Below are 23653 nucleotides of genomic sequence, written 5' to 3' on the forward strand. Positions count from 1 at the left end.
TCGCCTCTTCCTCGCCCCCCGTGGCGGGGTTTCTTCCCGGCCCGTACCCAGTTTCCTGGTACCGGACGTCGAACAACTGGCAGGGCCTGGTACCCGACGTCGCACAACTGGCAGGGCCTGGTATCGGACGTCGTTCAAGCGGCGGGGTGCCGGTGCCGGGGTCGGGTGAGTTCCCGGTCGGGGGTGCCGGGGTCGGGTGAAGTCCCGGTCAGGGGTGCCGTGCCGTGCCCGGGCTCAGCTCACTTGTCGAGGGAGCCGTCGTAGGCGCAGATCGCATGGACCTTCGCCGCGGAGCTCGACTCCGGGTCGAACTCGAGGTCGAGCCACACCTTCACCAGCTCCTTCGCGAGCTCCAGCCCGATCACGCGCTCGCCCATGCAGAGGACCTGCGCGTTGTTCGAGAGCACCGAGCGCTGCACGGAGTAGAGGTCGTGCGCGGTCACGGCGCGGATGCCGGAGACCTTGTTCGCCGCGATCGCGACGCCCAGACCGGTGCCGCAGACCAGCAGGGCCCGGTCGGCCTCGCCGGCGGCGACCTTCTCGGCGGCGGCGACGGCGATGTTGGGGTAGAGCTCGTTGTCCTCACGCCCGGCGACGCCGACGTCGATGACCTTCCCGACGCGGGGATCGTTCTCGAGCAGCTCCTTGAGCGCGGACTTGTGGCCGTGGCCGGCGTTGTCGGAACCGGTGACGATGGTGAGAGCCATGATGTTCTCCTTCGGGTGATGCGTGACGGATGTGCAGGTGGCGGGTACGGATCGGGGGTCGAGGCGGTGGGTCCCTCGGTCCTGGGTGGTGGGGTCCTTCGTCCCAGCATGCCCGGGACGGGATCGCGGCGTGAACCCGCGGTCGGTGCGAGTCCCGGGGCGAAGCCGCGGCGGGGGAGGGACTCTCCCGTCCGTGGGGGTCCCGGCCGGGAGGGGAGCTGATCACCCTCCCGGCCAGGAGGATTCAGGGGCGGGCGGGTCAGGACAGGTGCCGGCCGAGCTCGCGCATGAGGATGGAGAAGGAGATCGCCCCCGGGTCCGGGGTGCCGACCGACTTCTCACCGAGCACGCGGGCACGGCCCAGGGTCGCGGTGATCTCGGCGGTCGCGTCGGCCGCCTCGCGGGCCACCTCCGCGGCCTGCAGGATCGCCTCGGCCGCGTTCGCGCCGGTGAAGGCCTTCGCGAGCTCCTCGCGGAAGGGTGCGGCGGCGTCGACCATGGTCTTGTCGCCCACCTGCGCCCCGCCGAGGCGCTGGATCGCGTCGATCCCGGCGTCGACCGCGTCCACGACGGTGCGCGCCTCCGCTCCGGCCTGGTCGTCGTAGACGGCGCCGGCCGCGATGAGGGCCGCGCCCCAGAGCGCGCCGGAGGTGCCGCCGGCGGACTCGGACCAGGCCTCACCGGCACGGACCAGCAGGGTGCGAGCCCCTGCGCCGTCCTCGAGCGCCTGGCGGGCCGCGGCCGCGGCGCCCTTGGAGCCGTAGGCCATGCCCTGGCCGTGGTCGCCGTCGCCCGCGATCGCGTCGATCCGGCCGAGCTCGGCCTCCTCGCGCGCGCACACGCCCGCGAACAGGTCCAGCACGCCGGCGACCTTCCCGGCGACCTCGCGGGACTCGCTGCTCGCCACGGGGATCTCGTCGGCCCCGGCCTCCCAGAAGACGGTGCGGCGCGGGCGCTCCGCCGCGCCGGTCATCGCGCCGCGGTGGAGGGCGGGGGTGTCGACGGGCGCGAGCCAGTGCTGCTCGAGCTCCTCGTCGAGGAACACCAGGGTCAGCGACAGCCCGGCCATGTCGAGGCTGGTCACGAGCTCGCCGACCTCGGGACGGACCGGCGTGATGCCCGCGGTCTCGAGCAGCTCGGCGACCTTCGCGTAGACGACGAAGAGCTCCTCGTGCTTCACGGTGCCGAGGCCGTTGACGAGCACCGCGGCGCGGCCCTGGTAGCCGCCCTCCGTGCGCTCGGGCTGCTCGGCGAGCACGCCCTCGACCAGCATCGTCGCGATCTCGTCGGCGGTGCCGATCGGCTCGTCGCGCACGCCGGGCTCGCCGTGGATGCCCAGACCCACTCCCATCTGCCCCTCGGGCACGTGGAAGAGGGCGCCGGCGGCGCCGGGGAGGGTCGGGCCGTCGAAGGCGACGCCGAAGGAGCGGGTCGCGTCATTGGCCTTCCACGCGAGGCGCTCGGCCTCGTCGAGGTCCGCGCCGGCCTCGATCGCGGCGCCGGCGATCTTGAAGACGGGCAGGTCGCCGGCGATGCCGCGGCGGTCGCGGTGGTTCTCGGGAGTGTTGGAGACGATGTCGTCGCTGACCTTGATGATCCGCACGTCGATGCCCTCCGCGCGCAGCTTCTCGGCCGCGGCGCCGAAGTGGAGCACGTCGCCGGCGTAGTTGCCGAAGCCGAGGATCACGCCGCCGCCGTTCTCGGCGTTGCGCGCGACGGAGTACACCTGCGAGGCCGACGGGGAGGCGAACACGTTGCCGCAGGGGGCGCCGTGACCCATGCCCGGGCCGACCCAGCCGGCGAAGGCGGGATAGTGGCCGGAGCCGCCGCCGATCACGAGGGCGGGCTGGCCGGCGGGGGTCTCGGTTGCGCGGACCACGCCGCCGTGGACCACGGCCACGTGGTCGGGATGCGACAGGGCCAGGCCCTGGACCGCGTCGGCGGCGAAGGCGGCCGGGTCGTTGAAGAGGTACGTCATCGTGGATTCCTCCGGAAGCTGCCGTGCGAGGTCGACGGCGCGGGGTCGTGGGGAGCCGGGCGCACCGCGCCGCAGCATGCTGATCCTATAGGAAATGTACAGGGTAGGGCAGGGGGCCGAGCGGTAGGAGAGTCCCGTCGGGCGGAGCCTCCCCTGGAGCGGAGTGCCCTGCCCGACCCCTGATCATGCGGTGCCGGCCCTCCGGGCGGAGAGCCACCGGGAAATGGTCAGACCACCATCCACACCAGCGACAGCAGGAGCATGCTCGTGAACCCCAGGGCCGAGGTGAGCACCGTCCAGGTGCGCAGACCGTCGGCCACCGAGAGGCCCAGGAACTTCGTGGCGATCCAGAAGCCCGAGTCGTTGATGTGGGAGAGCGAGACCGATCCCAGCCCGATCGCGAGGATGATCAGCACGACCTGCATCGGCGAGTAGTCCCCGGCCATCACCGTGCCCTGGACGATGCCCGCGGCCGAGAGGGTCGCGACCGTGCCGGAGCCCTGGGCGACCTTGAAGGCGAGCGCGACGAGGAAGGCGAGCAGCAGGATCGGCACGCCCGCGTCCAGGAGCAGTCCGGAGACCGCATCGCCCACGCCGGTCTCGGTCAGCACCTTCGCGAAGACGCCGCCGGCGCCGGTGACCAGGATGACGATCGCGGCCGGGCCGAGCGCGCCGTCCATCACCTCGCTGATCTGGGCCCTGCCCCATCCGTGCATGATGCCCAGCAGGTACATCGCGGCGAGCGTCGCGACCAGCAGAGCGAAGGCGGGGGCACCGAGGAAGGAGACCACGTGCGCGGCGGTCGAGCCCTCGGTCAGCAGGAGCCCGCCGACGGTTCCGAGCGCGATCAGCAGGATCGGCAGCAGGATCAGCGCGATCACCAGGCCGGCCGACGGGCGATGCCCGGCGAGTTCCCCGTCGGCCGAGGACACGGCGCTCGAACCGTCGCCGGTGAAGTCGTCGCCCGTGCGGGCGTCCGCGGGGGCGAGGGCGAGGGACGAGGCAGCGGCGACGTGCGAGGAGCCGGAGGCGCCGTCGACCGCTGCGCCGTCGTTCCCACCGACGTGGGCGCGGCGACCGTGCCCCGCGCTGCCGAGCTCGGCCGCGCCGGTGCCGGCGTACTTCTCCTCGATCTCCGGGGAGAGCGCGAAGACCTTCGAGGTCACGCGCTTGCCGACGAGGTGGACGAGCAGGCTCATCGGGATCGCGAGCACGATGCCGGAGAGGGTCACCAGGCCCATCAGGTCCTCGCCCAGCAGGGTGGTGGAGCCGACGATGCCGGGATGCGGCGGCACGGTGTTGTGGATGAACACCATGAACACGGCGACCGGCATGCCGATCGCGACCGGTCCGCGGTGCCCGGCCGCCTTCGCGAAGGCGAAGATGATCGGGACCAGGATGATGAAGGCGACGTCGAAGAAGATCGGGATCGCCACCAGGCCGGACGCGATCAGCAGCGCCTGGGCGAGGCGCTTCTCGCCGAGCGCCTCGGCGGCCGCGTGGGCGATGACCTCGGCGCCGCCGGTGCGCTCGATGATCCCGCCGAGCATCGCGCCGAGCCCGACGAGCAGGGCGACGCTGCCGAGCGTGCCGCCCATGCCCTCGATCATCAGGGGGACGACGTCCTGGACGGGGATGCCGCCGGCCAGCGCCGTCAGCACCGCGACGAGGAGCAGGGCGACGAAGGCCGGCCACTTGAGCTTGATGACCGTGAACAGCAGGATCGCGATCGCGCCGGCGGCGATGCCGACGAGGAGGAGGGGGTCCATCAGGTCCTTCCGGAACGGGCCGGGGTGGTCGTCAGCGACCGCCCCGGCGTGAGGGTGTGCTGGTCAGCGCTCGATCTTGTCGAGATTGAGCATCTGGGCGAGGACCTTGTCGAGCTCCTCGTCGTCCCAGACCTTCGTCCAGTCGGGCTTGATGATGGACTCGCGGCCGTAGTCCATCGCGCGCAGGCACGCCTCGGAGAAGGGGTTCGAGCCGCGCAGCGCGTTGGTGAGCGAGATGAAGATGTGGCCGTAGAACAGCGCCTTCACGGCCTTCTCTGGGATGCCGACCTCGTTGATCGCGTGGTCCATCGAGTCCTTGAGGAACTGGCCGATCATGCACCCGGTGGTCTCCACCAGGGTGGGCTCGAGCTGGGCGAGCTGCTTGATCGTCACCCAGTGCACGTCGATGACGGGGGCGTAGATCGCGCGGATCACCTCGGCGGTGCGTGTGCGGACCTGCTCGTCGCCGCCCTCGTAGGCGGCCACGACCTCCTGCGGCGCGGCGATGCCGCCGAAGGTGTCGGCCCACTCCTCGGGCGTGGTGCGCTCGAGGAAGACCGACGGGTGGGCGGGGTGCGCGCAGGCCTGGTGGACGCCCTCGCGCTCGGCGAGCAGGCCCGCGTAGGCGGCCGCCGGGTCCAGGGTCAGCAGTACCGAACCGTCCTTCATCAGCGGCACGACCTGCTCGGAGATCTTTCCGAGGACCACGTCGGGGACCGCGAGGATCACGACGTCGGCCGCGGTCGCGGCGTCCTCGAGGGTGGAGACCTCGCGGCCGAGCTCCTTCAGGCGCTCCTGGCCCGCCTCGGACGCCTCGACGTAGAGGATCGGGGCGTCGGTGAGGTTCAGGTTGTTCGAGACGCGGGTGCCCATCTTCCCGGCCGCGCCGACGACGGCGACGGCGATCGACGGGTCGAGCTCCACGGTCTTGCCGTACAGGGGGTTCAGTTCCTTGCTGCTGGTCATCGGTGACTCCTTCTGGTGGGGCGACGGGTTTCGTCGGCGTGTGGGGCGACGGGTGTCGCGGGGGTGTGCGGTGGGGCCGCGGGGCGGTGCGACACGGGGCCGGCGGGGCCGGTGCGGGTGGGGCCGGGCCGACGGGGTCGACGTCGGCCGACTGGTCAGGCAGGGGAGGGGTGGTGCGCCTCGCGCCAGGCGCGCAGCGCGGCGAGGGTGCGGTCGGTCCAGGTGCGCTCGGTCTCGAGGGTGGTGGCGAGGTCGCCCTGCCAGGGCAGCCAGTGCTCGACGATCGCGGACGGTGCGCGGCCGATGGCCGATGCGGAGCGGTCGCCGGAGTAGACGTGGCGCAGCTCGTGGTCGAGGTCGAGCAGGCCCTCGCCGAGCGGGGCGCCGGAGTAGGTGAAGCCCACCCAGCCCTCCTGGCGTGCGAAGGCGAAGTCCTTCACGTGCAGGTTCACGGTGCGCGGGGCGCAGGCCTCGACCACGTCCTTCGGATGCTCGAGCGCCGAGACGCAGTTGGCCGGGTCCAGGCAGATCCCCACGTGCGGGGAGTCGAGCTCCTCGACGATGCCGAGCAGGGTGGAGGTGGGGACCTGCTCGTAGGTCTCGAGCGCGAGGGAGACGCCTGCCGCCTCGAGGCGGGGGAGCGAGGCGCGCAGCTCGGAGACCGCCTCCTCGGAGCCGGAGGCGATCTCCTGGGACTGGATCATCGAGCGCAGGGTGCGGGCGCCGAGCGCCTCGGCGATGTCGAGGTACCGGCCCAGGTGCTCGCGCCCGATGGTGCGGGTGCCCAGCTCGAGCTCTACGCCGAGCAGCTCGGCCCGCTCGCGCAGGTCGTGCAGGCTGGCTGTGTCGCGCTGCTCGACGCGGGGGTCGTCGCAGATCTGGAAGACCTCGCAGCCGAGCTGAGCGGCGCGGTCGATCATCCCCGGGATGTCGAGCGGGGAGGGGTTGCGGCTCTCGAACTCCCAGAACAGGGAGTAGGTGCCGATGCCGATCTTCATTGTCCGGGAACTCCGTCGTTGGTGTCGGGCAGGTGCGTGGTGTTCACCGTAGACGGAAGAACCGCAATTGGTCAACCGGTTGGCCGTAGATGGACCCGCGGGAGGGCGGTTCAGAGCGTCGGGGTGCCGAAGGCGGCGAGGTGTTGCGCCGCTGCGAGCATGGGTGCGCCGAGATGCGGTCGAGCGAGAGCGCGCTTCTCGGGTGGGGGTGTGCTGAGTCTGCTCGCGTCGACCCATCCCCGTCCGAGGTGTCGGAATCACCCGGTCAATCGGACAGCTCAGACGGGACTTACCCCCATAGCGGCACCTCAGGAGGGATGGGCCTCGAGAACGGCCCAGCAGGGTGAGCGGGGGCGGGCGGCTGGGTCAGCCCGCGTCGACGCCCTCGCCGGGCCTCGCCCCGGCGTCCTCGGCGACCCGCAGCAGACGAGTCCGGGCGGTGGCCATGTGGGCGATCATCGCGGAGGCCGCGCGGTCGCCGTCGTGCGCCTCGAGCGCCTCGAGGATCGCGGCGTGCTCCTCCAGCGCGATGCGCATGTCCTCGGCCTCGTGCACGGAGCGATCGTTGTAGACGCGCAGAAGCTGCCGGCTCACGGCGAGCAGGTCCGTGACGATCGGGTTCTGCGCGGCGGCGCCGAGCACTGCATGGAAAGCGGCGTCCGCGGTGACGAAGGCGTCGAGGTCCTCGAAGCCATCGCGCATGCCCTCGATCGACTCGTGCAGAGCGTCGATCTGCACGGAGGAGATCCGCTCGGCGGCCAGGCGGGCACAGAAGCTCTCGAGGCCCGCTCGCAGCTCCATCAGCTGGTCGGTGCTGCGCTCGCCGATCATCAGGCCCCAGCTGAGGGTCTGGGGGAGCAGCTCGCTCGCGGTGCCGCGCAGGTAGGTGCCCGAGCCGGGGCGCACGTCGACGATCCCGAGGATCTCGAGCGCCGCGAGCGCCTCGCGGATGGCCGAGCGGCCGACGCCGAGGACGGAGGCGAGCTGGCGCTCCGGGGGGAGGCGGGTGCCCGGCTCCAGTCCGCCGCCCGTGAACAGCTCGAGCATCCGGCCCGCGACGCCGGAGACCGGCGTTCCCGCGGGGACGGCCGACAGCGCCTCGGCGAGGGCGTCGGAGGTGCTGTCGGAGAAGGCGGGCATGCCTGGAAAGGTACCAAGAGGAGAGCTTCTCCTTCCGGCACTTCCGCGACTCCCGAAGTTCCTATAGGATCGATGACACGAGTGACCCCCGTGAAAGGACGACGATGTTCACCGCAGAGAACTGGCCCATCGGAGCCAACATGCTCTCGTTCGGCAGCACCACGCCGGACGGCACTCCCACCCTCGAGGCCTCCTCGAGCATCTGGGCCTCCCAGCTGCGACAGGTCAAGGAGCTCGGCGTCGACCAGATCGACCCCACCGACGCCTGGCTGCCGCTCGCGAAGCTCAGCGACGAGCGCGTCGAGGAGTTCCGCCGTGTCCTCGACGGCGAGGGGCTGACCCTCTCCTCCATCTCCATGACCCGCAACTCCGTGGTCGATGTCGAGAACGGCGAGCAGAACCTCGCCGACGCGCTGCGCTTCATCGAACTGGCCCCGAGCTTCGGCGTGACCGTCGTGAACACCGGCTTCATGCAGGCCCTCACCAAGGAGCAGGCCGCGGCGATCTGGTTCTGGCTCGCCGACGGGCACGTCGACGACCCGGCGCTGCGCGACCTCGCGATCGAGCGGGTCCGCACCCTCGGCGACGCCGCGAAGGCGCAGGGCATCGAGGTCAGCCTCGAGATGTACGAGGACACCTACATCGGTACGGCCGACGATGCCGTGGCATTCCTCCGCGACGTCGACCACGAGAGCGTCGGCCTGAACCCGGACCTCGGCAACCTCGTGCGCCTGCACCGCGAGGTCGAGCCCTGGCCGGACATGTTCGAGAAGGTGCTGCCGCACTCGAACTTCTGGCATATCAAGAACTACACCCGCGACCTCGACCCGGCCACCGGCGCCTACTCGAGCGCGCCCATGCCGCTGAAGTACGGCTACATCAACTACCGCCAGGTCATCCGCCGAGCCCTCGACCTCGGCTACACCGGCCCGTTCTGCTGCGAGCACTACGGCTCCGACTCCCTCGGCGTGATCGCCGAGAACGTCCAGTACATCCGCCAGGTGCTCAGCTCGGCGCTGGCCCAGGACGCCTGAGTCCCCGCCCCGACGCACCTAGTTCGAAGGAGAACCCCCAGATGACCATCGAGACCCGCACCATCCAGCCCTTCCCCGCCCGCCGCACCGCGGTCGTCACCGGCGCCGGCGCGCCCCGCGGCATCGGCCGACGCGTCGTCCGCAAGCTGCTGGCCGAGGGCTGGAGCGTCGCCGCGGCCGACATCGACGGCACGGCCGTCGAGGAGTTCGCCGCCGAGCTGAGCGCCGAGCTGCCCGCCGAGTCGGAGCAGAAGGTGATCGGCGTCGGCGTCGACATCTCCGACCAGGCCTCGGTCGACGCCGCCTTCGCGCGCATCGACGTGGAGCTGCCCCAGGTGGTGAGCCTGGTGAACCTCGCCGGGATCCCCAGCCCCCACTCCTTCTTCGAGCTCACCTCGGAGATCTGGGACCGCGTCATGGACGTCAACGCCAAGGGCACTCTGCTGATGACCCAGGCCGCGGCGAAGCGCATGGTCGACGGCGGCGTGGGCGGTCGCATCGTCAACACCGCCTCGATCACCGCCCTCGACGGCGGCGGCACCTTCTCCAAGACCGGCTACGCCGCCGCGAAGGCCGCCGTGCAGGGCCTGACCCGCGGCTTCGCCCGCGAGCTCGGCCAGTACGGCATCACCGCGAACGTCATCCTGCCCGGCCCGATCGACACCGACATCATGGGCGGCACACTCACCGACGAGCGCAAGGAGGGGATGAGCGCGAACATCCCGCTGCAGCGCGTGGGCCAGCCCGAGGAGGTCGCGGGCCTCATCGCGTTCCTCGTCGGCGAGGACTCGAGCTTCGTCAGCGGCACGTCGATCAACGTCGACGGCGGCAAGCACATGCACTGACCTGCGCGACAGGCAGGGGCAAGGCGCCCATAAGGTGCCTCGGTCCTCGGTTCTGCGGCAGTATCACGTCGCAGGACCACCCCTGGTCAATATCCAATAGGATAGCTAGAATGGCTGTCACGAGCCCACGGAACGCCTTCACGAAGGCGGCGTCGGGCGTGGCAGCGCTGGCGCCCTCGTCCGAGAGGCGCCCCCGGACGAAGGAGTTCCCCCGAATGACCATCTCGACCATCTCGACCGTCACCATCGTCGGCGCCGGATACATGGGCGGCGGCATCGCCCAGGTCCTCGCCATCGCCGGCTTCGACGTCACCATCGCCGACGTCAGCGTCGAGAACGCGAACGCCTCCCTCGAGCGCCTGCAGCGCGAGGCGCGCGAGTTCGAGGAGCAGGGCCTGTTCTCGCCCGGCTCCGCGGACCTCGTCGCGAAGAACATCTCCGCCGGCAAGAGCCTCGAGGAGGCCGTCGCGGACGTCGACTTCATCGAGGAGGCCGTCTTCGAGCGCCTCGACGTCAAGCGCGACGTGCTCGGCACGATCTCGCAGCACGCGCGACCCGACGCGATCATCGGCACCAACACCTCGACCATCCCGGTCAAGGAGCTGGTCAGCGCGGTGAAGAACCCCGAGCGCTTCCTCACCGTCCACTTCTCCAACCCCGCCCCCTTCATTCCCGGCGTCGAGCTCGTCGCGGGTGAGGCCACGACGCCCGAGACCGTCTCCGCGGTCAAGGAGCTGCTGGAGAAGTCGGGGAACGAGGGCGCCCAGGTCGCCGACACCCCCGGCATGGTGCTGAACCGCCTCCAGTACGCGCTGCTGAAGGAGGCGACCTCCATCGTCGAGGAGGGCGTCGCCACCGCAGAGGACGTCGACACCATCGTCCGCACCACCTTCGGCTTCCGCCTGGGCTTCTTCGGCCCCTTCGCGATCGCCGACCAGGCGGGCCTGGACGTCTACGCGAACTGCTTCGTGACCTTCGAGGACGCCTTCGGCGACCGCCTCGCCACCCCGAAGATCCTCACCGACGCCGTCGCCGCAGACCGCAAGGGCGTCAAGAACGGCAAGGGCCTGCTGGGCGACTACGACGAGGCGACCGCCGCGGAGCTGATCGCCTACCGCAACAAGGCCTACGCGAAGATGTCGCAGCTCCTGGCCGAGCTCGGTCCCGCGCCGAAGGCGACGCCGAAGGACTCCTGACGACGGAGGCCGGCCGACGCCCCATCGGCCGGCCCTGCGCCGCACCTCTTCGATCAGTCCTGCGGGCTCTGCCCGTCGGACAGGATCACGCCGTAACCCACCCATCCATCCTGCGGGCTCCGCCCGTCGGCCGGGCATCGACGCCCGGGACTCGAGCGAGCGCTCGGGACCCGCGCGTCGACCCGGGTCCCGAGCGCTCCGGCGTGACGGCACCCGACGAGCACCGCCACCACACCCCTGGAGACACTCCCGTGGAAGAACTCGTCCTCGCGGAGCGGCCTGTGTGGCTGCTCCTGACGATCGCGGTCGTCGCGATCGCCTTCCTGCTGTTCCTGATCATCAAGACCCGTCTGCACGCCTTCTTCTCGCTGCTGATCGTCGCCGTTCTGACCGGCCTCGCCGCCGGCATCGGCGTCGCCGACGTGATCGACGTGGTCATCGCCGGCTTCAGCAGCACCGTGGGCACAGTCGCCCTGCTCGTGGGCTTCGGTGCGGTCCTCGGACGCATCATCGAGGTCACCGGCGGCGCGCAGGTGCTCGCCGACAAGATGCTCGACACCTTCGGGGAGAAGCGGGCGCCGCTCGCCCTCTCGGTCGCCTCGCTGTTCTACGCGTTCCCGATCTTCCTGGACGCCGGCTTCATCGTGATGCTGCCGGTCATCTATACGGTCGCCCGACGCCTCGGCGGCTCGTTCATGCTCTACGTGCTCCCCTCGATCGCGTCGTTCATGATGATGCACGCGCTGCTGCCGCCCCACCCCGGGCCCACGGCCGCCGCGACGGTGATGGGCGCGGACATCGGTCTCGTGATCATCGTCGGGCTTCTGATCGGGCTTCCCACCTGGTACTTCGGCGGCTACCTGGTCGCCCGGGCGATCTCGAAGCGCTTCCCGGACACCCCGGTGCCGGCCCTGCTCGGCGAGCCGCGCGAGGTCCCGGTCGAGGAACGGCCCGCCTTCGGGGCGATCCTGCTGGTCCTCCTCATGCCGCTGGCGCTGATCTTCTTCAACACCGGGCTCTCGACCATGGAGGCCTCCGGCTCCGTCTCCGACCAGAACGCCCTCTACCAGCTCTCCCGACTAGTGGGCGCGACCCCGGTCGCGATGGCCCTGTCCGCGCTGACCGCGATGCTGGTGCTCTATGTGATCCCGCGCCGTCGCTCCGGTCAGCAGGTGGGCGGACTTCTCGAGGAGCTCGTGGACGACGCGCTCGCCCCCGTCTGCTCGATCATCCTGATCACCGGCGCCGGCGGGGCCTTCGGCCGCGTCCTCACCGAGACCGGCATCGGCGGACTTGTCGCCGAGGGCCTGGATGCGATGGGGCTCCCGCTGATCATCGCCGCGTACCTGGTGACCATGGCGATGCGCATCGCCCAGGGCTCGGCGACCGTCGCCGCGACCACCGGCGCCTCGATCATGGCGCCGGCGATCATGGCCGGCGACTTCGGGACCATCGCGGTCGCCGCCGTCGTCATCGCGATCGGCGCGGCGTCGATCGGCTGGTCGCACGTGAACGACTCCGGCTTCTGGCTGATCGGCAAGTTCTGCGGCTTCGACACGATCACCACCTTCAAGACCTGGTCGTTGATCGGTACGACGATCTCGCTGCTCGCCTTCGCGCTGTCCTCGGTCGTGTTCGTGATCGCCGCGTAGACGACCGGTGCAGATCTGACAAGGTGGGAGCAGGGGCGCTCGTCGTCCCTGCTCCGCCTCGTCCCGGACCTGCTCATGAAGCGGCATCTGCCGCGTGCTGCCCGCCTCGTCCCGCCTCCTGGAAGAAGGACCCGTGACCGCCACCGCGCCCACCGACCGTCGCCTGCTGATCCTCGACGACGACCCCACCGGCTCGCAGTGCGTCGCCGGGATCGATGTCGCCTTCGACCTCGACCCGGCGATCCCCGTCGGCGTCCTCGAGCAGCCCGGCAGCGCCTGCTTCGTCCTGACGAACACGCGCGCGCTCGACGAGCAGGAGGCGGTCGCGCTGAACCGGCGCGTCCTCGCCGGGGTGCTCGACGGGGGAGTGCCGGCGTCCGGGCTCCACGTCGTCTCCCGCTCCGACTCGACCCTGCGCGGGCACGTCATCGCCGAACCGGTCGCGATCGCCGACGAGCTCGCCGCGCGCGGCATCGACGTCGACGCCTTTGTGCTGTGCCCGGCGATGCTCGAGGCCGGACGGTTCACCGAGGGCGACATCCACTACGCCCGCGTGGACGGGATGGCCGTCGAGGTCGCCGAGACCGACTTCGCCCGCGACGCCACCTTCGGCTACACCAGCTCCGACCTGCGGGAATTCCTCGAGGAGCGCTCCGGCGGCGCCGTGCGCGCGAGCGAGGTCCTCTCGCTCTCGCTTGAGGACATCCGTGAGGGCGGCACCGCGCGGGTGCGGACGCTCCTCGCCGGCGCCCGCGAGCGGACCTGGGTCGTCGTCAACGCCACCGAGTACGAGGACCTCGAGGTCGTCGCCGGGGCGATGGCGGCGCTCGAGGCGGAGGGACGCACCTTCGTCACCCGCTGTGCGCCCTCCTTCGTCCGCCCCCTCGTCGGGCAGCAGGGCGCCCGGGTCGTCGACCCCGCCTCGATCACGATCCCCGCAGGCCGGCTCGACCACGGCCTCGTGGTCGTCGGCTCCCACGTGGGGCTGACCACCACGCAGCTGCGCGCCGTCCAGCGCCGCGGTACCCTCGCCGAGCTCGAGATCCACGTCCCCTCCGTGCTCGACGAGCGCCGCGAGCAGCACCTCGCCGAGGTCGCCGCCCGGGCCGAAGAGACCCTCGCGAGCTCCGACTGCGTCGTCTACACCAGCCGCGACCTCGTGCGCACCGACGACCCCGCCGAGTCCCTCGCCATCGCCCGCAGCGTCTCCGACGCCGTGGTCGAGGTGGTTCGCCGGGTGCGAGCCGCCCGGCCCGCCTGGGTCGTCGCCAAGGGCGGGATCACCTCCCACGAGGTCGCCGAGAAGGGCCTCGGGATCCGCCGCGCCCGCGTAGAGGGGCAGTTCTGGCCCGGCCAGGTCTCCCTGTTCTCCGCCCAGGAGGCGCCCGACGAGGTCATGGGCGCCCCCTACGTCGTCTTCCCCGGCAACGTCGGCGGCGAGGAGGCGCTCGCCGACGTGGTCGACGTGCTCAACGCCTCCGTCGCCGCCCGCTGACGCCGACCGCCACCCTGCCGTCTCCAGCCCCCGACCTGAGGAGCTCCCGATGACCACCACCCCCGCTGTCGCCTGGATCGGACTGGGCGCGATCGGCGCCCCCATGGCCCGCGCCCTCGCCGGCGCCGGGCTGCCCGTGACCACCTACGACCTGTTCCCCGCGGCCCGTGAGGCGATCGCCGAGGTCGCCGCCACGACGGAGACAGCGCGCGAGGCCGCGCGAGGCGCCGACGTCGTCGCCGTCATGGTCGCGACCCCCGACCAGCTGGACGCCGTCCTCTTCGGCGAGGAGGACGGGATCGCCGGCGAGCTCGCCGACGGGACCATCCTGCTGATCATGTCGACCGTCGGCCCCGCCGCCCTCGACGCGACCGCGACCCGTCTGGCGGGCACGGGCGTGCGGATCGTGGACGCGCCCGTCTCCGGCGGGGCCGCCCGCGCGGCCGACGGCGACCTGTTGGTCATGGTCGGCGGTGCGGAGTCCGACGTCGCGGACGCGCGGCCGGTCCTGGACGCCCTGGCCTCGAACGCCCCCGTCGTCGGCCCGAAGCCCGGGGACGGGCAGCGCTTCAAGATCGTCAACCAGCTGCTGTGCGGCGTGCACATCGCCGCCGCCGGTGAGGCGCTCGCGCTCGCCGACGCGATGGGCCTGGACCTCCGCCAGGTCCACGAGGTGCTCGGCACCGGCGCGGCCGCCTCGTTCATGTTCGGCGATCGCGGCGCACGCATGGTCGAGGGCGCCTACGACGACGTCCGCTCCGCGCTGACCATCTTCGTCAAGGACATGGGGCTGGTCGCCGAGGCCGCAGAGGAGGTGGACCAGCAGGTGCCGCTCGCGATCGCCGCACAGCAGCTCTACCAGCGGGGCAGCGAGCTCGGCTGGGACCGCCGCGACGACTCGATCGTGCACGAGGTGCTGCGGGAGGGCTGATCGGGGAGGAGACTCGGTGCAGGCCCGCACGCCCGACTCGAAGGAGAGCCCCACCGCCATGAGCGACCCCTCGACCTGGGATTCCCTCCCGCAGCGACTGCCCGACTGGTTCCGCGACGCGCCGCTCGGCATCTTCATCCACTGGGGCCCCTACTCGGTGCCCGCCTGGGCCGAGCCCACCGCAGAGCTCGGCGCGGTCCCCGACGACGCCGGCTGGTTCGCCCACAACCCCTACGCCGAGTGGTACTTCAACACGATCCGCATCGAGGGCTCCCCAGCGGCCGAGCACCACCGGGAGGTCCACGGCGACGCGCCCTACGACGATTTCCTGGACCAGTGGGACGCCTCCGACTTCGACCCCGCCGCCTGGGCCGACCTGTTCCGCCGCGCCGGCGCGGACTACGTCGTGCCCACCACCAAGCACCATGACGGCGTGACCCTGTGGGACGCCCCCGGCACCGGGGACCGCAACACCGTCCGCCGCGGCCCGCAGCGGGACCTCGTCGGCGAGATCGCGACCGCGGTGACCGAGGCGGGGATGCGCTTCGGCGTCTACTACTCCGGGGGCCTGGACTGGCATGTGCGGCCGACGGAGCCGCTGGTCAGCGGGGAGGACGTGCACGACCTGAAGCGTCCGCGGGATGACGAGTACGGGAAGTACTGCGCCTCCCACGTCCGCGACCTCATCGACCGCTACTCACCCGACGTGTTATGGAACGACATCGGCTGGCCCGACGAGAACTTCCACTTCGAGGAGGGCGGGCTCGGCGAGCTGCTCGAGCACTTCTATGCCGCGCGGCCCGAGGGCCTGATCAACGACCGCTTCGCCGGCGCGCACCAGGACTTCGTGACCACCGAGTACCAGGCCGGCGAGATCCCCGAGGGGCTGCCCTGGGAGAACTGCCGCGGCGTGGGCCTCTCCTTCGGCTACAACCAGGTCGAGGACGCCTCCCAGTACATGTCCGGCGCGCAGGCCGTGCGCCACGTCGTCGACGCGGTCTCCAAGGGCGGCCGGGTGCTGCTGAACGTCGGCCCGCGCGCCGACGGCTCCTTCCACGAGCTGCAGGTCGCGGCGCTGGAGTCCCTCGGCGAGTTCATGGCCGAGCACAAGGCGCACCTGGCCGGCTCCCGCGGCCTCGGCGAGCTGGAGCTGGACGGGGTCGACTGGGCGCGGGCGGTCGAGAAGGACGGGATGTGCCACGTCTTCCTCAGCGGCCCGACCGGTGCGGTGCGGCTCGACGCCTCCGCGCTGCCGGGGGGCTTCGACTGGCCGACGGGCGGGATGGAGGCGACCCTCGCCGGTGAGGACGCGGCACCGGTCGCGATCTCGGCGGCACGGGCGGGCTGAGGCGACCGGAACGTCGGCGGCGCGCCTGCGCCGAACGGGCTGACGCCGCTCACCTCGTCGGGCGTGCACGATTCGGCGTCCCCCGCGTGACCTCAGCTCGCACAGGGCGGTGAGATCACGCAGGGGACGCAGAATTGTGCGCTGCAGCGAGAACGGTTCCGGCGTGGGCGGGAGCCATCGCCCTGGCGCCGTCAGTCCTGGACAACGTCCTCCCAGCTGCGGGAGGCGGCCGAGCGCACGATCGTCTCGCAGATCTCGGCGGCGCTGACCCCGTCGGCCGCGCTCGGCGCGAGGCGCGTGCCGTGGACCGCGTCGGAGAGGAAGGCGGCGCCCTCGATGGTCTTGAGGTCGTCGAAGCTCATGGGGATGCCGGGGCCGGGCTGGAAGCGGGCGTAGTCCCCGTGGCCGGGGCCGGCGAGCACGGTGGTGTAGCCGTGCTCGGTGCCGCCCTCGCCGATCATCACCTCGAACTCGTTCATGCGGGTGAAGGACCAGCGGGCCGAGCCCTCGGTGCCGAACACCTCCAGCGCGTAGTCGCTGCGATGGCCGCGGGCGACGCGGGAGGACTCCAGCGTCGCGTGCGCCCCGCCGTCGAGCCGGGCGAGCGCCGCGACCCAGTCCTCGTTCTCGACCTCCCCGCGCTCCTCGCCCACCTCGAAGCCGCCGTGGCCCACGCCGAGCTTCGTCGGGATCGGCCGGTCGCGGACGAAGATGTCGGTGGCCGCGGAGACCTCGGCGATCCGCTGCCCGGTGACGTGCTGGACCAGGTCCGCGCCGTGGGAGAGCAGGTCGCCGATCACGCCGCTGCCGCCCTTGGCGCGATCATAGCGCCAGGTCAGCGGGCCCTCGGGGGAGGAGGCGTAGTCGGCGATCAGCCAGCAGCGCACGTTCGTGATCCGCCCCAGCCGCCCACCGCGGACGAGCTCGCGCAGGTGCGCGATCGCGGGGGCATGGCGGTAGTTGAAGCCCACCGCGGTCGCGATGCCGGCGCCGCCCCGGGCCGCCGCCGCGGCGTCGCGGATCTCGCGGGACTGCTCGGCGGAGACGCCCATCGGCTTCTCGATCCAGAAGGGTTTTCCCGCCGTGGCCGCCTTCACCGCGAAGTCGCGGTGGAGGAAGTTCGGGGAGCAGATCGAGACGACGTCCACTTCCGGATCGGCGAGCACCTCGTCGATCGAGGCGACGGCCTTCTCGAAGCCGAACTGCTCCACGGCGGCCTGCTGGTTCTCCTCGATCGGGTCCGCCGCGACCACGAGCCGCGGGCGGATGCCCAGCTCCGGGAAGCGGGAGGGGAGGCGCTGGTAGGACGCGGAGTGCAGCCGCCCCATCCAGCCGAGGCTCACCACGCCGATGCCGATCTCACGCATGTCGTCTCCTTCAGGAAGTCCGGAAGATGGAGATGGCCGAGGGGACGCGGGTCCCGTCGCCCTGGGCCGGCGATGCCGTCGCCCATCGGCCCGGTGGTGGGGCCGGGGCGCTGCCGCACGTCGGCCCCGGGGCTCAGTCGGCGCCGAGCTCCTTCTGGATCCGTTCGCGCATCCGCACGTTGATCGCGTCGGCCTCCTCCTCCCAGCCGAACACGCACACGGACACGGGCCCGTCGTACTCGCGCTCGCGCAGGTAGGCGAAGGCGGCGTCCCAGTCGATCTGGCCGTTGCCGATCTCGTTGTGCTGGTGGATGCGGGCATCGACTCCGGGCGGGTTCACGATGTAGCGGTTGCCGACGTTCGCGGTGTGGTCGAAGACGTCCGCGATGTGCAGGTGCTTCAGGCGGTCCCCGGCGTAGTCCATCATCTCGCGCGGGTCCCGGGCGCCCTGGCCCAGGTGGTAGGCGTGCGGGAAGCAGAACTCGTAGTTGAGCCAGTCGCGGTCCACGCCGCGGATGATCTGCACGGCCCGGTCGTTCTCCTCGACGAAGTCGTAGGGGTGCGCCTCGATCGTGCACTCCAGGCCGTACTTCTCGAAGACGGGGACAAGCTCCTCCATCGACCTGTAGAACTGCCCCTCGCTCTGCCGGGGACGGTTCGGGTCGCCGGAGAACTCGGTCGCGATCAGCGGCACCTCGAGGGCGTCGGCGATCTCCAGCAGCCGCCTCCAGTTGCGCACCTGCGCCTGGCGCTCCTGCTCGTCGGGGCTCGCCCAGTCGAAGACGGGGTTGAAGGTCCAGATCTTCACCCCCGTATCCTTGATCGCCTGCTTCACCTCGGCGATCTGGTGACGGTCCACCTTGGGGTAGTGGTGCCACTCGTGGAAGTCCGCGCGAGGCGAGAGCTCGAGGTACTCGAAGCCGAGCTCGGCGGCCTTCGCGAGCTCCTCGGCGACGCTGAGGTGGGGGTGGTACATGGACGGGTCAAGCAGGATCTTCACCATGGAGGTCCTCCTTCGAAGGGGCGGGGCCGACGCGGTGCGCGGCGCGGCGGGGTCAGCGGGGACGGGTCACTTCACGCCCAGGCCGCACTCGGCCAGGAACTCGCGGGTCGCGATGGCGTTGGGCAGCGGGAGCGACGGATCGCAGGGGTAGAGGTCCTGCTCGCAGATCACGTACAGCTCCTTGTCGAGGGTGACCAGCTTCTGGACCAGGTCCTCCATGTCCGGCAGACCGGCTGGCGGCTTCACCGAGGCGCCCTTGGCGACGGCCTCGCCGAAGGGCCAGTCCTTCTCGTGCGCCTCGCGGGTGATGTCCGGGTCGAAGGCCTTGATGTGCACGTAGCCGATCCGCTCGGGGTACTCGTCGATCATCGAGATCGGGTCGCCGCCGCCGTAGACGATGTGGCCGGTGTCCAGGCAGAAGCTGACCAGCTCCGGATCGGTCGCCTCGAAGACGCGGGCGATCTCCTCGGGGGTCTCGATGTGGGAGTCGCCGTGGGGGTGCAGCACCATCGTGAGGCCGTAGTCCTGCTTCATGATGCGGCCCAGCTCGTTCGCGTTCTCGACGTAGCGCCGCCACGCCTCGCCGGTCAGCTCCCGGTCGTCGGTGAACTCCCAGGTCTTCTCGTCGCGGTACATCGGCGGCAGGTGCACCATGTACTCCGCGCCGACGGCGGCGTGGGTCTCGGCGATCGCGCGGAAGGTCCTCTCCGTCTCCGGCCAGGCCTCCTCCTTGTGCAGGATGCCCCAGCCGGTGCCGGCCACGACGCGGAAGCCGTGCTCGTCCATCACGGACGTCAGCTCCTTCGCGTCCTTCGGGAAGTAGCCCCAGGGCCCGGTCTCCATCACGGAGAAGCCGGCCTCGGCCATCTCGCCGAGCGCGGTGCGCCACGGGATCTGCTTCTCGTCCTCGGGGAACCACACGCCCCACTGGTCGGGGCAGACGCCGATCGTGAGCTTGTCGTAGGGCGCGACGGGATTGCGGGACTTGTCGCCGGCGGCGGGGGAGGGCGAGGTGGTGGTCAAGACTCTGCTCCTTCGGAGGTCATGCGGGGCGTGGGGCCGGAGTGCCGGACGTGGAGCCGGCGGTGGGGCGGCTGCTGATGAGGTTTTGCTGTCACTACGACTCATGCGGGTGCTGTCATGAGTCGTAGCGGACGCAAAACCTGCGGGGCCGGGAATCCGGGGGCCGGCGGGACGGGCCTGGGGGCCGACGGGACGGCCAGGCGGCTGACGAGACGGGGTTGCGGCCGGGCGGCCGACGGGACGGGCCGGGCGGCCGACGGGGGCCGCCCGGCCCCGTCGGCCGCCCGTGCGGCTGCTCAGTCGTGGGTCGGGAAGCTCATCGAGGACTCGACCGTCTCGTTCTGGGAGGGCCAGCGGGTGGTGACGGCCTTCTGGCGGGTGTAGAAGGAGACGCCCTCGGGGCCGTGGGCGTGGTGCTCGCCGAACAGCGAGTCGTTCCAGCCGCCGAAGGAGTAGTAGCCCACCGGGGTCGGGATCGGGACGTTGATGCCGATCATGCCCACCTGGATCTCGTCCCCGAAGCGGCGCGCGTAGTGGCCGGAGTCGGTGAAGATCGCGGTGCCGTTGCCGAAGGGCGAGGCGTTGACCAGGTCGATCGCCTCGTCGAAGTTGTTCACGTGCATCACCACGAGCACCGGGCCGAAGACCTCCTCGGTGTAGGTCGGGTGGTCGGCGGCCAGGTCGGTGATGATCGTCGGCCCCACGAAGTTGCCGTTCTCGTGGCCCTCGACCACGAGGCCGCGGCCGTCGACGACGATGGTGGCGCCGGCCTGCTCGGCCTCGTCTGTCATGCGGATCACGCGCGCCTTCGCGTCGGGCGTGATGACCGGCGGCATGTCGGTCCTCTCGTCGTCGCCCGGACCGACCACGAGCTTCTCCGCCTCGGCCTTGATGGCCGCGATGAACTCGTCGTGGATGTCGCCGACGGTGACGGCGACCGGCACGGCCATGCAGCGCTCGCCGGCGGAGCCGAAGGCGCCCGAGGCGACCTGCGCGGCGGCGAACTCGACGTTCGCATCCGGCATCACCACGGCGTGGTTGTTCGCGCCGCCCAGGGCCTGGACCCGCTTGCCGGCCGCGGAGGCGGTGGCGTGGACGTGCTTGGCGATCGGCGTGGAGCCGACGAAGGAGACGCCCTTGATGCCGTCGTGGGTGCACAGCGCGTCGACGACGGTCTTGCCGCCGTGGACGACCTGGAACACGCCGTCGGGCAGGCCGGCCTCCTGGTAGAGGCGGGCGACGATGTTCGAGGCGGAGGGGTCGCGCTCGGAGGGCTTGAGGATGAACGCGTTGCCGGTCGCGATCGCGATCGGGTGCATCCAGAAGGGCACCATCGCCGGGAAGTTGAACGGGGTGATCCCGGCGACGACGCCGAGCGGCTGGCGCAGCGTGTGCGCGTCGACGCCGGTGGAGACGTTCGCCGAGAAGCCGCCCTTGAGGTCCTGCGTGATCGAGGTGGCGAACTCGAGGGTCTCCAGGCCGCGGGCGATCTCGCCCTTCGCATCGCCGACGGTCTTGCCGTGCTCGCGGGAGATCACGACGGCGATCTCGTCGGTGTGCTCGATCATCAGCTGGCGCATCCGGTAGAGGATCTGGGTGCGCTTGGCGAGCGACACCTTCGCCCAGCCCTTCTGCGACTCGAGCGCGACCTGGACGGCCTGGTCGACGGTGGCCTCGTCGCCGAGGTGGAGGGTGCCGACCTCCCTGCCGGTGGCGGGGTTCATGATCGGCTGGGTGGAGCCGGCGGTGGCGACCTCCTGGCCACCGATCCAATGCGTGATCTCGTATCCCATGGTGGTTCTCCTCAGGTGCGTTGCGGGTCGGGGTGCGGCCTGTGGGGGCCGCGGGTCCGGGGGTGCGGCCGACGGGGGCCGCGGGGCGGGTGCGGCCGACGGTGGCCGCGGGGCGGGTGCGGCCGACGGTGGCCGCGGGACAGGGCCGGTCAGGCCCGGCAGGTCACAGGTAGTGGCGCTGCGGGGCGAGGTCGGCCTCGTACTGCGCGCGGGCGTCCTTGGTGGACTCCAGGCGGGAGACGGCGCTGACCGGCACGTCCCACCAGCCGATCCCGGGCGGGTTCGGGCCGTACAGGTTCGTGTTGACCACGATCGCGGTCGCCTCGGCCGACTCCTCCGCGCGGCGGTACGCCTCGCGGAAGGACTCGGTGTCGGAGACCTCCTGCACCTCGAGGCCGTAGGAGCGGATGTTCGCGGGGATGTCGAAGGGCAGCTTGTCGCCGTCGAGCATCCCGCTCTTCTCGTCGCGCATGCGGTACTTGGTGCCGAAGCGCTGGCTGCCGTGGGACTCCGAGAGGGAGCCGATCGAGGACCAGCCGTGGTTCTGCAGGATCACGAGGATGACCTTGATCCGCTCGGCGACGATGGTCGCGATCTCCTGCGGTGCCATCTGGAAGGTGCCGTCGCCGATGATCGCGACGACCTCCGACTCCGGCGCGGCCATCTTCGCGCCGAGCGAGGCGGGCAGCTCGTAGCCCATGCAGGAGTAGCCGTACTCGAGGTGGTACTGCTGCGGGGAGCGGGCCTTCCACAGCGCCTGCAGGTCGCCGGGCATGGACCCGGCGGCGTTGATGACGATGTCGGTGTCGCCCATCAGCTCGTTCAGCGCGCCGAAGATCTCGGTCTGGGCGGGCAGCTCCTGGTCGTGGGGCTGGAAGCAGGGCTCGACGAGCTGCTCCCAGTCGGCGCGGAGCTGCCTGGCCCGCTCGCCGTGCGCGGCGGGGGCCTGCCAGCCGGAGAGCCCGACCTGTAGCGCGGCGAGGCCCTCGCGGGCGTCGGCCACCAGCATCGTCGCGGCGTGCTTCGCGGCGTCGAAGGCCTTGACGTTGAGGTTCACGAAGCGCACGTCGGGGTTGCGGAAGGCGGTGTGGGAGGCGGTGGTGAAGTCGGTGTAGCGGGTGCCCACGCCGATCACCACGTCGGCCTCGGCCGCGAGCGTGTTCGCCGCGTCGTTGCCGGTCGCGCCGACGCCGCCGATGCACAGCGGGTGGTCGGCACTCAGCGCGCCCTTGCCGGCCTGGGTGTCCAGCACCGGGATGCCGGTCGCGTCGGTGAAGGCCGCGAGCGCCTCGCTCGCCTCGGAGTAGATCGCGCCGCCGCCGGCGATGACGACGGGGCGCTCCGCCCCGCGGATCACCTCGAGGGCGCGGTCCAGCGCCGCGGGCTCCGGCACGGGGCGGCCGACGTGCCAGGTGCGCTCGGCGAACAGCTCCGCGGGCCAGTCGTGCGCCTCGGCCTGCACGTCCTGGGGAAGACAGATCGTCACGGCGCCGGTCTCGGCGGGGTCGGTGAGCACGCGCATCGCGGCCAGCAGCGAGGGGATCAGCTGCTCGGGCCGCCAGATGCGGTCGAAGTAGCGCGAGACGGGGCGGAAGGCGTCGTTGACGGTGACGTCCATGGCCCGCTCGTCCTCGAGCTGCTGCAGCACGGGGTCCACGGCGCGGTTGGCGAAGACGTCGCTGGGCAGGATCAGCACGGGGATCCGGTCGATCGTGGCGAGGGCCGCGCCGGTGACCATGTTGGTCGAGCCGGGGCCGATCGAGGCGGTGCACGCCATGGCCTGCAGGCGGTTCTTCGTGCGCGCGTAGGCCACGGCCGTGTGGACCATGTTCTGCTCGTTGCGCGCCTGGTAGTAGGGCATCTGCTCCTCGGCCGGGGCGCCGGCCTCGGCGGGGGCGGGGTCCAGCGCGTTCTGCAGGAGCGCCTGGCCGACGCCCGCGACGTTGCCGTGGCCGAAGATGCCGAAGGCGCCGGGGACCAGGCGCTGTCGCACGCCGTCGCGCTCGCTGTGCTGGGCGGCGAGGAATCGCACCAGCGCCTGGGCGACGGTGAGTCGGATCGTGCCGGTGGGGCTCTCGCTCATGCTGCCTCCGTTGTGCAGTCCCGCCGAGGCGGGAGTCGGTGCCTGCGTCGGCGGTCCGCGCGCCGCGGTCCACTCGACGGTGAGTTCGTGATGGGTCAAGCATGGCCCGTCGGCCGGACCATGTCAAGACTTTGTCATGACAAGATTGATCCCGAGGTCCTGCAGGTCCGGCCCCAGAAGTGGGGGATCCGAGGTTCGAAAGGTCCTTCCGCACCCCAGGATGGTGTGTTAGCTTGCGTTCTCGTCAGCCCCGTCCGGTGGATAAGACCGGACAATAAAGCTTTCCATAGGTCCCGAGGACCTGACATGGTGTCACCGTCGACCA

Annotated in this window: 18 protein-coding genes; 7 read left to right on the forward strand and 11 right to left on the reverse strand. The window is 71.3% G+C overall.

Annotation, left to right across the window (positions count from 1 at the left end; genetic code table 11):
* Window positions 1-239: 239 nt before the first annotated feature.
* The 6 genes from DS079_RS07065 to DS079_RS07090 all read right to left on the reverse strand — a co-directional run bounded on the left by DS079_RS07065 (window position 240) and on the right by DS079_RS07090 (window position 7558).
* Window positions 240-707, reverse strand: coding sequence for a ribose-5-phosphate isomerase (locus DS079_RS07065; protein WP_126986077.1), 468 nt, complete (start codon window positions 705-707; stop codon window positions 240-242).
* Between the two features lie 259 nt (window positions 708-966).
* Window positions 967-2685 carry a dihydroxyacetone kinase family protein gene (locus tag DS079_RS07070; protein WP_126986079.1) on the reverse strand — a complete coding sequence of 573 codons (1719 nt, stop codon included), beginning with the start codon at window positions 2683-2685 and terminating at the stop codon, window positions 967-969.
* Window positions 2686-2912: 227 nt separating this feature from the next.
* The gene (locus DS079_RS07075; RefSeq protein WP_126986081.1) at window positions 2913-4454 is read right to left on the reverse strand and encodes a GntT/GntP/DsdX family permease; all 1542 of its coding nucleotides are present in this window, start codon (window positions 4452-4454) and stop codon (window positions 2913-2915) included.
* A gap of 63 nt (window positions 4455-4517) precedes the next feature.
* A complete protein-coding gene (locus DS079_RS07080) occupies window positions 4518-5420 on the reverse strand; it encodes a phosphogluconate dehydrogenase C-terminal domain-containing protein (protein WP_126986083.1) in 903 nt (300 codons plus the stop codon).
* Window positions 5421-5575: 155 nt separating this feature from the next.
* Entirely contained in the window at window positions 5576-6418 is an 843-nt protein-coding gene (locus DS079_RS07085; RefSeq protein ID WP_126986085.1) for a sugar phosphate isomerase/epimerase family protein, read from the reverse strand.
* A 366-nt stretch (window positions 6419-6784) separates the two neighbouring features.
* Window positions 6785-7558 carry a FadR/GntR family transcriptional regulator gene (locus DS079_RS07090; RefSeq protein WP_126986087.1) on the reverse strand — a complete coding sequence of 258 codons (774 nt, stop codon included), beginning with the start codon at window positions 7556-7558 and terminating at the stop codon, window positions 6785-6787.
* A 104-nt stretch (window positions 7559-7662) separates the two neighbouring features.
* Between DS079_RS07090 and DS079_RS07095 the strand changes: the two genes are divergently transcribed.
* The 7 genes from DS079_RS07095 (at window position 7663) to DS079_RS07125 (ending at window position 16059) form a co-directional block, all read left to right on the forward strand.
* Window positions 7663-8592 (forward strand): sugar phosphate isomerase/epimerase family protein, encoded by a 930-nt coding sequence (locus DS079_RS07095; protein WP_126986089.1) that lies wholly within the window; start codon window positions 7663-7665, stop codon window positions 8590-8592.
* 41 nt (window positions 8593-8633) lie between these two features.
* A complete protein-coding gene (locus DS079_RS07100) occupies window positions 8634-9437 on the forward strand; it encodes an SDR family NAD(P)-dependent oxidoreductase (RefSeq protein ID WP_126986091.1) in 804 nt (267 codons plus the stop codon).
* A gap of 215 nt (window positions 9438-9652) precedes the next feature.
* Window positions 9653-10633 carry a 3-hydroxyacyl-CoA dehydrogenase family protein gene (locus DS079_RS07105; protein WP_126986093.1) on the forward strand — a complete coding sequence of 327 codons (981 nt, stop codon included), beginning with the start codon at window positions 9653-9655 and terminating at the stop codon, window positions 10631-10633.
* Between the two features lie 251 nt (window positions 10634-10884).
* Window positions 10885-12285, forward strand: a complete 1401-nt coding sequence (locus DS079_RS07110; protein WP_126986095.1) for a GntP family permease — start codon at window positions 10885-10887, stop codon at window positions 12283-12285.
* 133 nt (window positions 12286-12418) lie between these two features.
* Window positions 12419-13780, forward strand: a complete 1362-nt coding sequence (locus DS079_RS07115) for a four-carbon acid sugar kinase family protein (protein ID WP_164736138.1) — start codon at window positions 12419-12421, stop codon at window positions 13778-13780.
* Window positions 13781-13829: 49 nt separating this feature from the next.
* The gene (locus DS079_RS07120) at window positions 13830-14711 is read left to right on the forward strand and encodes an NAD(P)-dependent oxidoreductase (protein ID WP_126986097.1); all 882 of its coding nucleotides are present in this window, start codon (window positions 13830-13832) and stop codon (window positions 14709-14711) included.
* A 16-nt stretch (window positions 14712-14727) separates the two neighbouring features.
* Window positions 14728-16059, forward strand: a complete 1332-nt coding sequence (locus DS079_RS07125) for an alpha-L-fucosidase (protein WP_241237578.1) — start codon at window positions 14728-14730, stop codon at window positions 16057-16059.
* Window positions 16060-16250: 191 nt separating this feature from the next.
* Here the strand turns inward: DS079_RS07125 and DS079_RS07130 are convergent, their stop codons facing one another.
* The 5 genes from DS079_RS07130 to iolD all read right to left on the reverse strand — a co-directional run bounded on the left by DS079_RS07130 (window position 16251) and on the right by iolD (window position 23328).
* A complete protein-coding gene (locus DS079_RS07130; RefSeq protein WP_126986099.1) occupies window positions 16251-17426 on the reverse strand; it encodes a Gfo/Idh/MocA family protein in 1176 nt (391 codons plus the stop codon).
* Between the two features lie 133 nt (window positions 17427-17559).
* Window positions 17560-18429, reverse strand: a complete 870-nt coding sequence (locus tag DS079_RS07135; protein WP_126986101.1) for a sugar phosphate isomerase/epimerase family protein — start codon at window positions 18427-18429, stop codon at window positions 17560-17562.
* A 66-nt stretch (window positions 18430-18495) separates the two neighbouring features.
* Entirely contained in the window at window positions 18496-19452 is a 957-nt protein-coding gene (locus DS079_RS07140) for a TIM barrel protein (protein WP_126986103.1), read from the reverse strand.
* Between the two features lie 296 nt (window positions 19453-19748).
* Window positions 19749-21245: a CoA-acylating methylmalonate-semialdehyde dehydrogenase gene (locus tag DS079_RS07145; protein ID WP_126986105.1), complete on the reverse strand. Its 1497-nt coding sequence runs from the start codon at window positions 21243-21245 to the stop codon at window positions 19749-19751.
* Window positions 21246-21408: 163 nt separating this feature from the next.
* Window positions 21409-23328, reverse strand: coding sequence for a 3D-(3,5/4)-trihydroxycyclohexane-1,2-dione acylhydrolase (decyclizing) (gene iolD / locus DS079_RS07150; RefSeq protein WP_126986107.1), 1920 nt, complete (start codon window positions 23326-23328; stop codon window positions 21409-21411).
* Window positions 23329-23653: the final 325 nt, after the last annotated feature.

This window comes from Brachybacterium paraconglomeratum (genome assembly GCF_003994255.1).
GTDB lineage: Bacteria > Actinomycetota > Actinomycetes > Actinomycetales > Dermabacteraceae > Brachybacterium > Brachybacterium conglomeratum.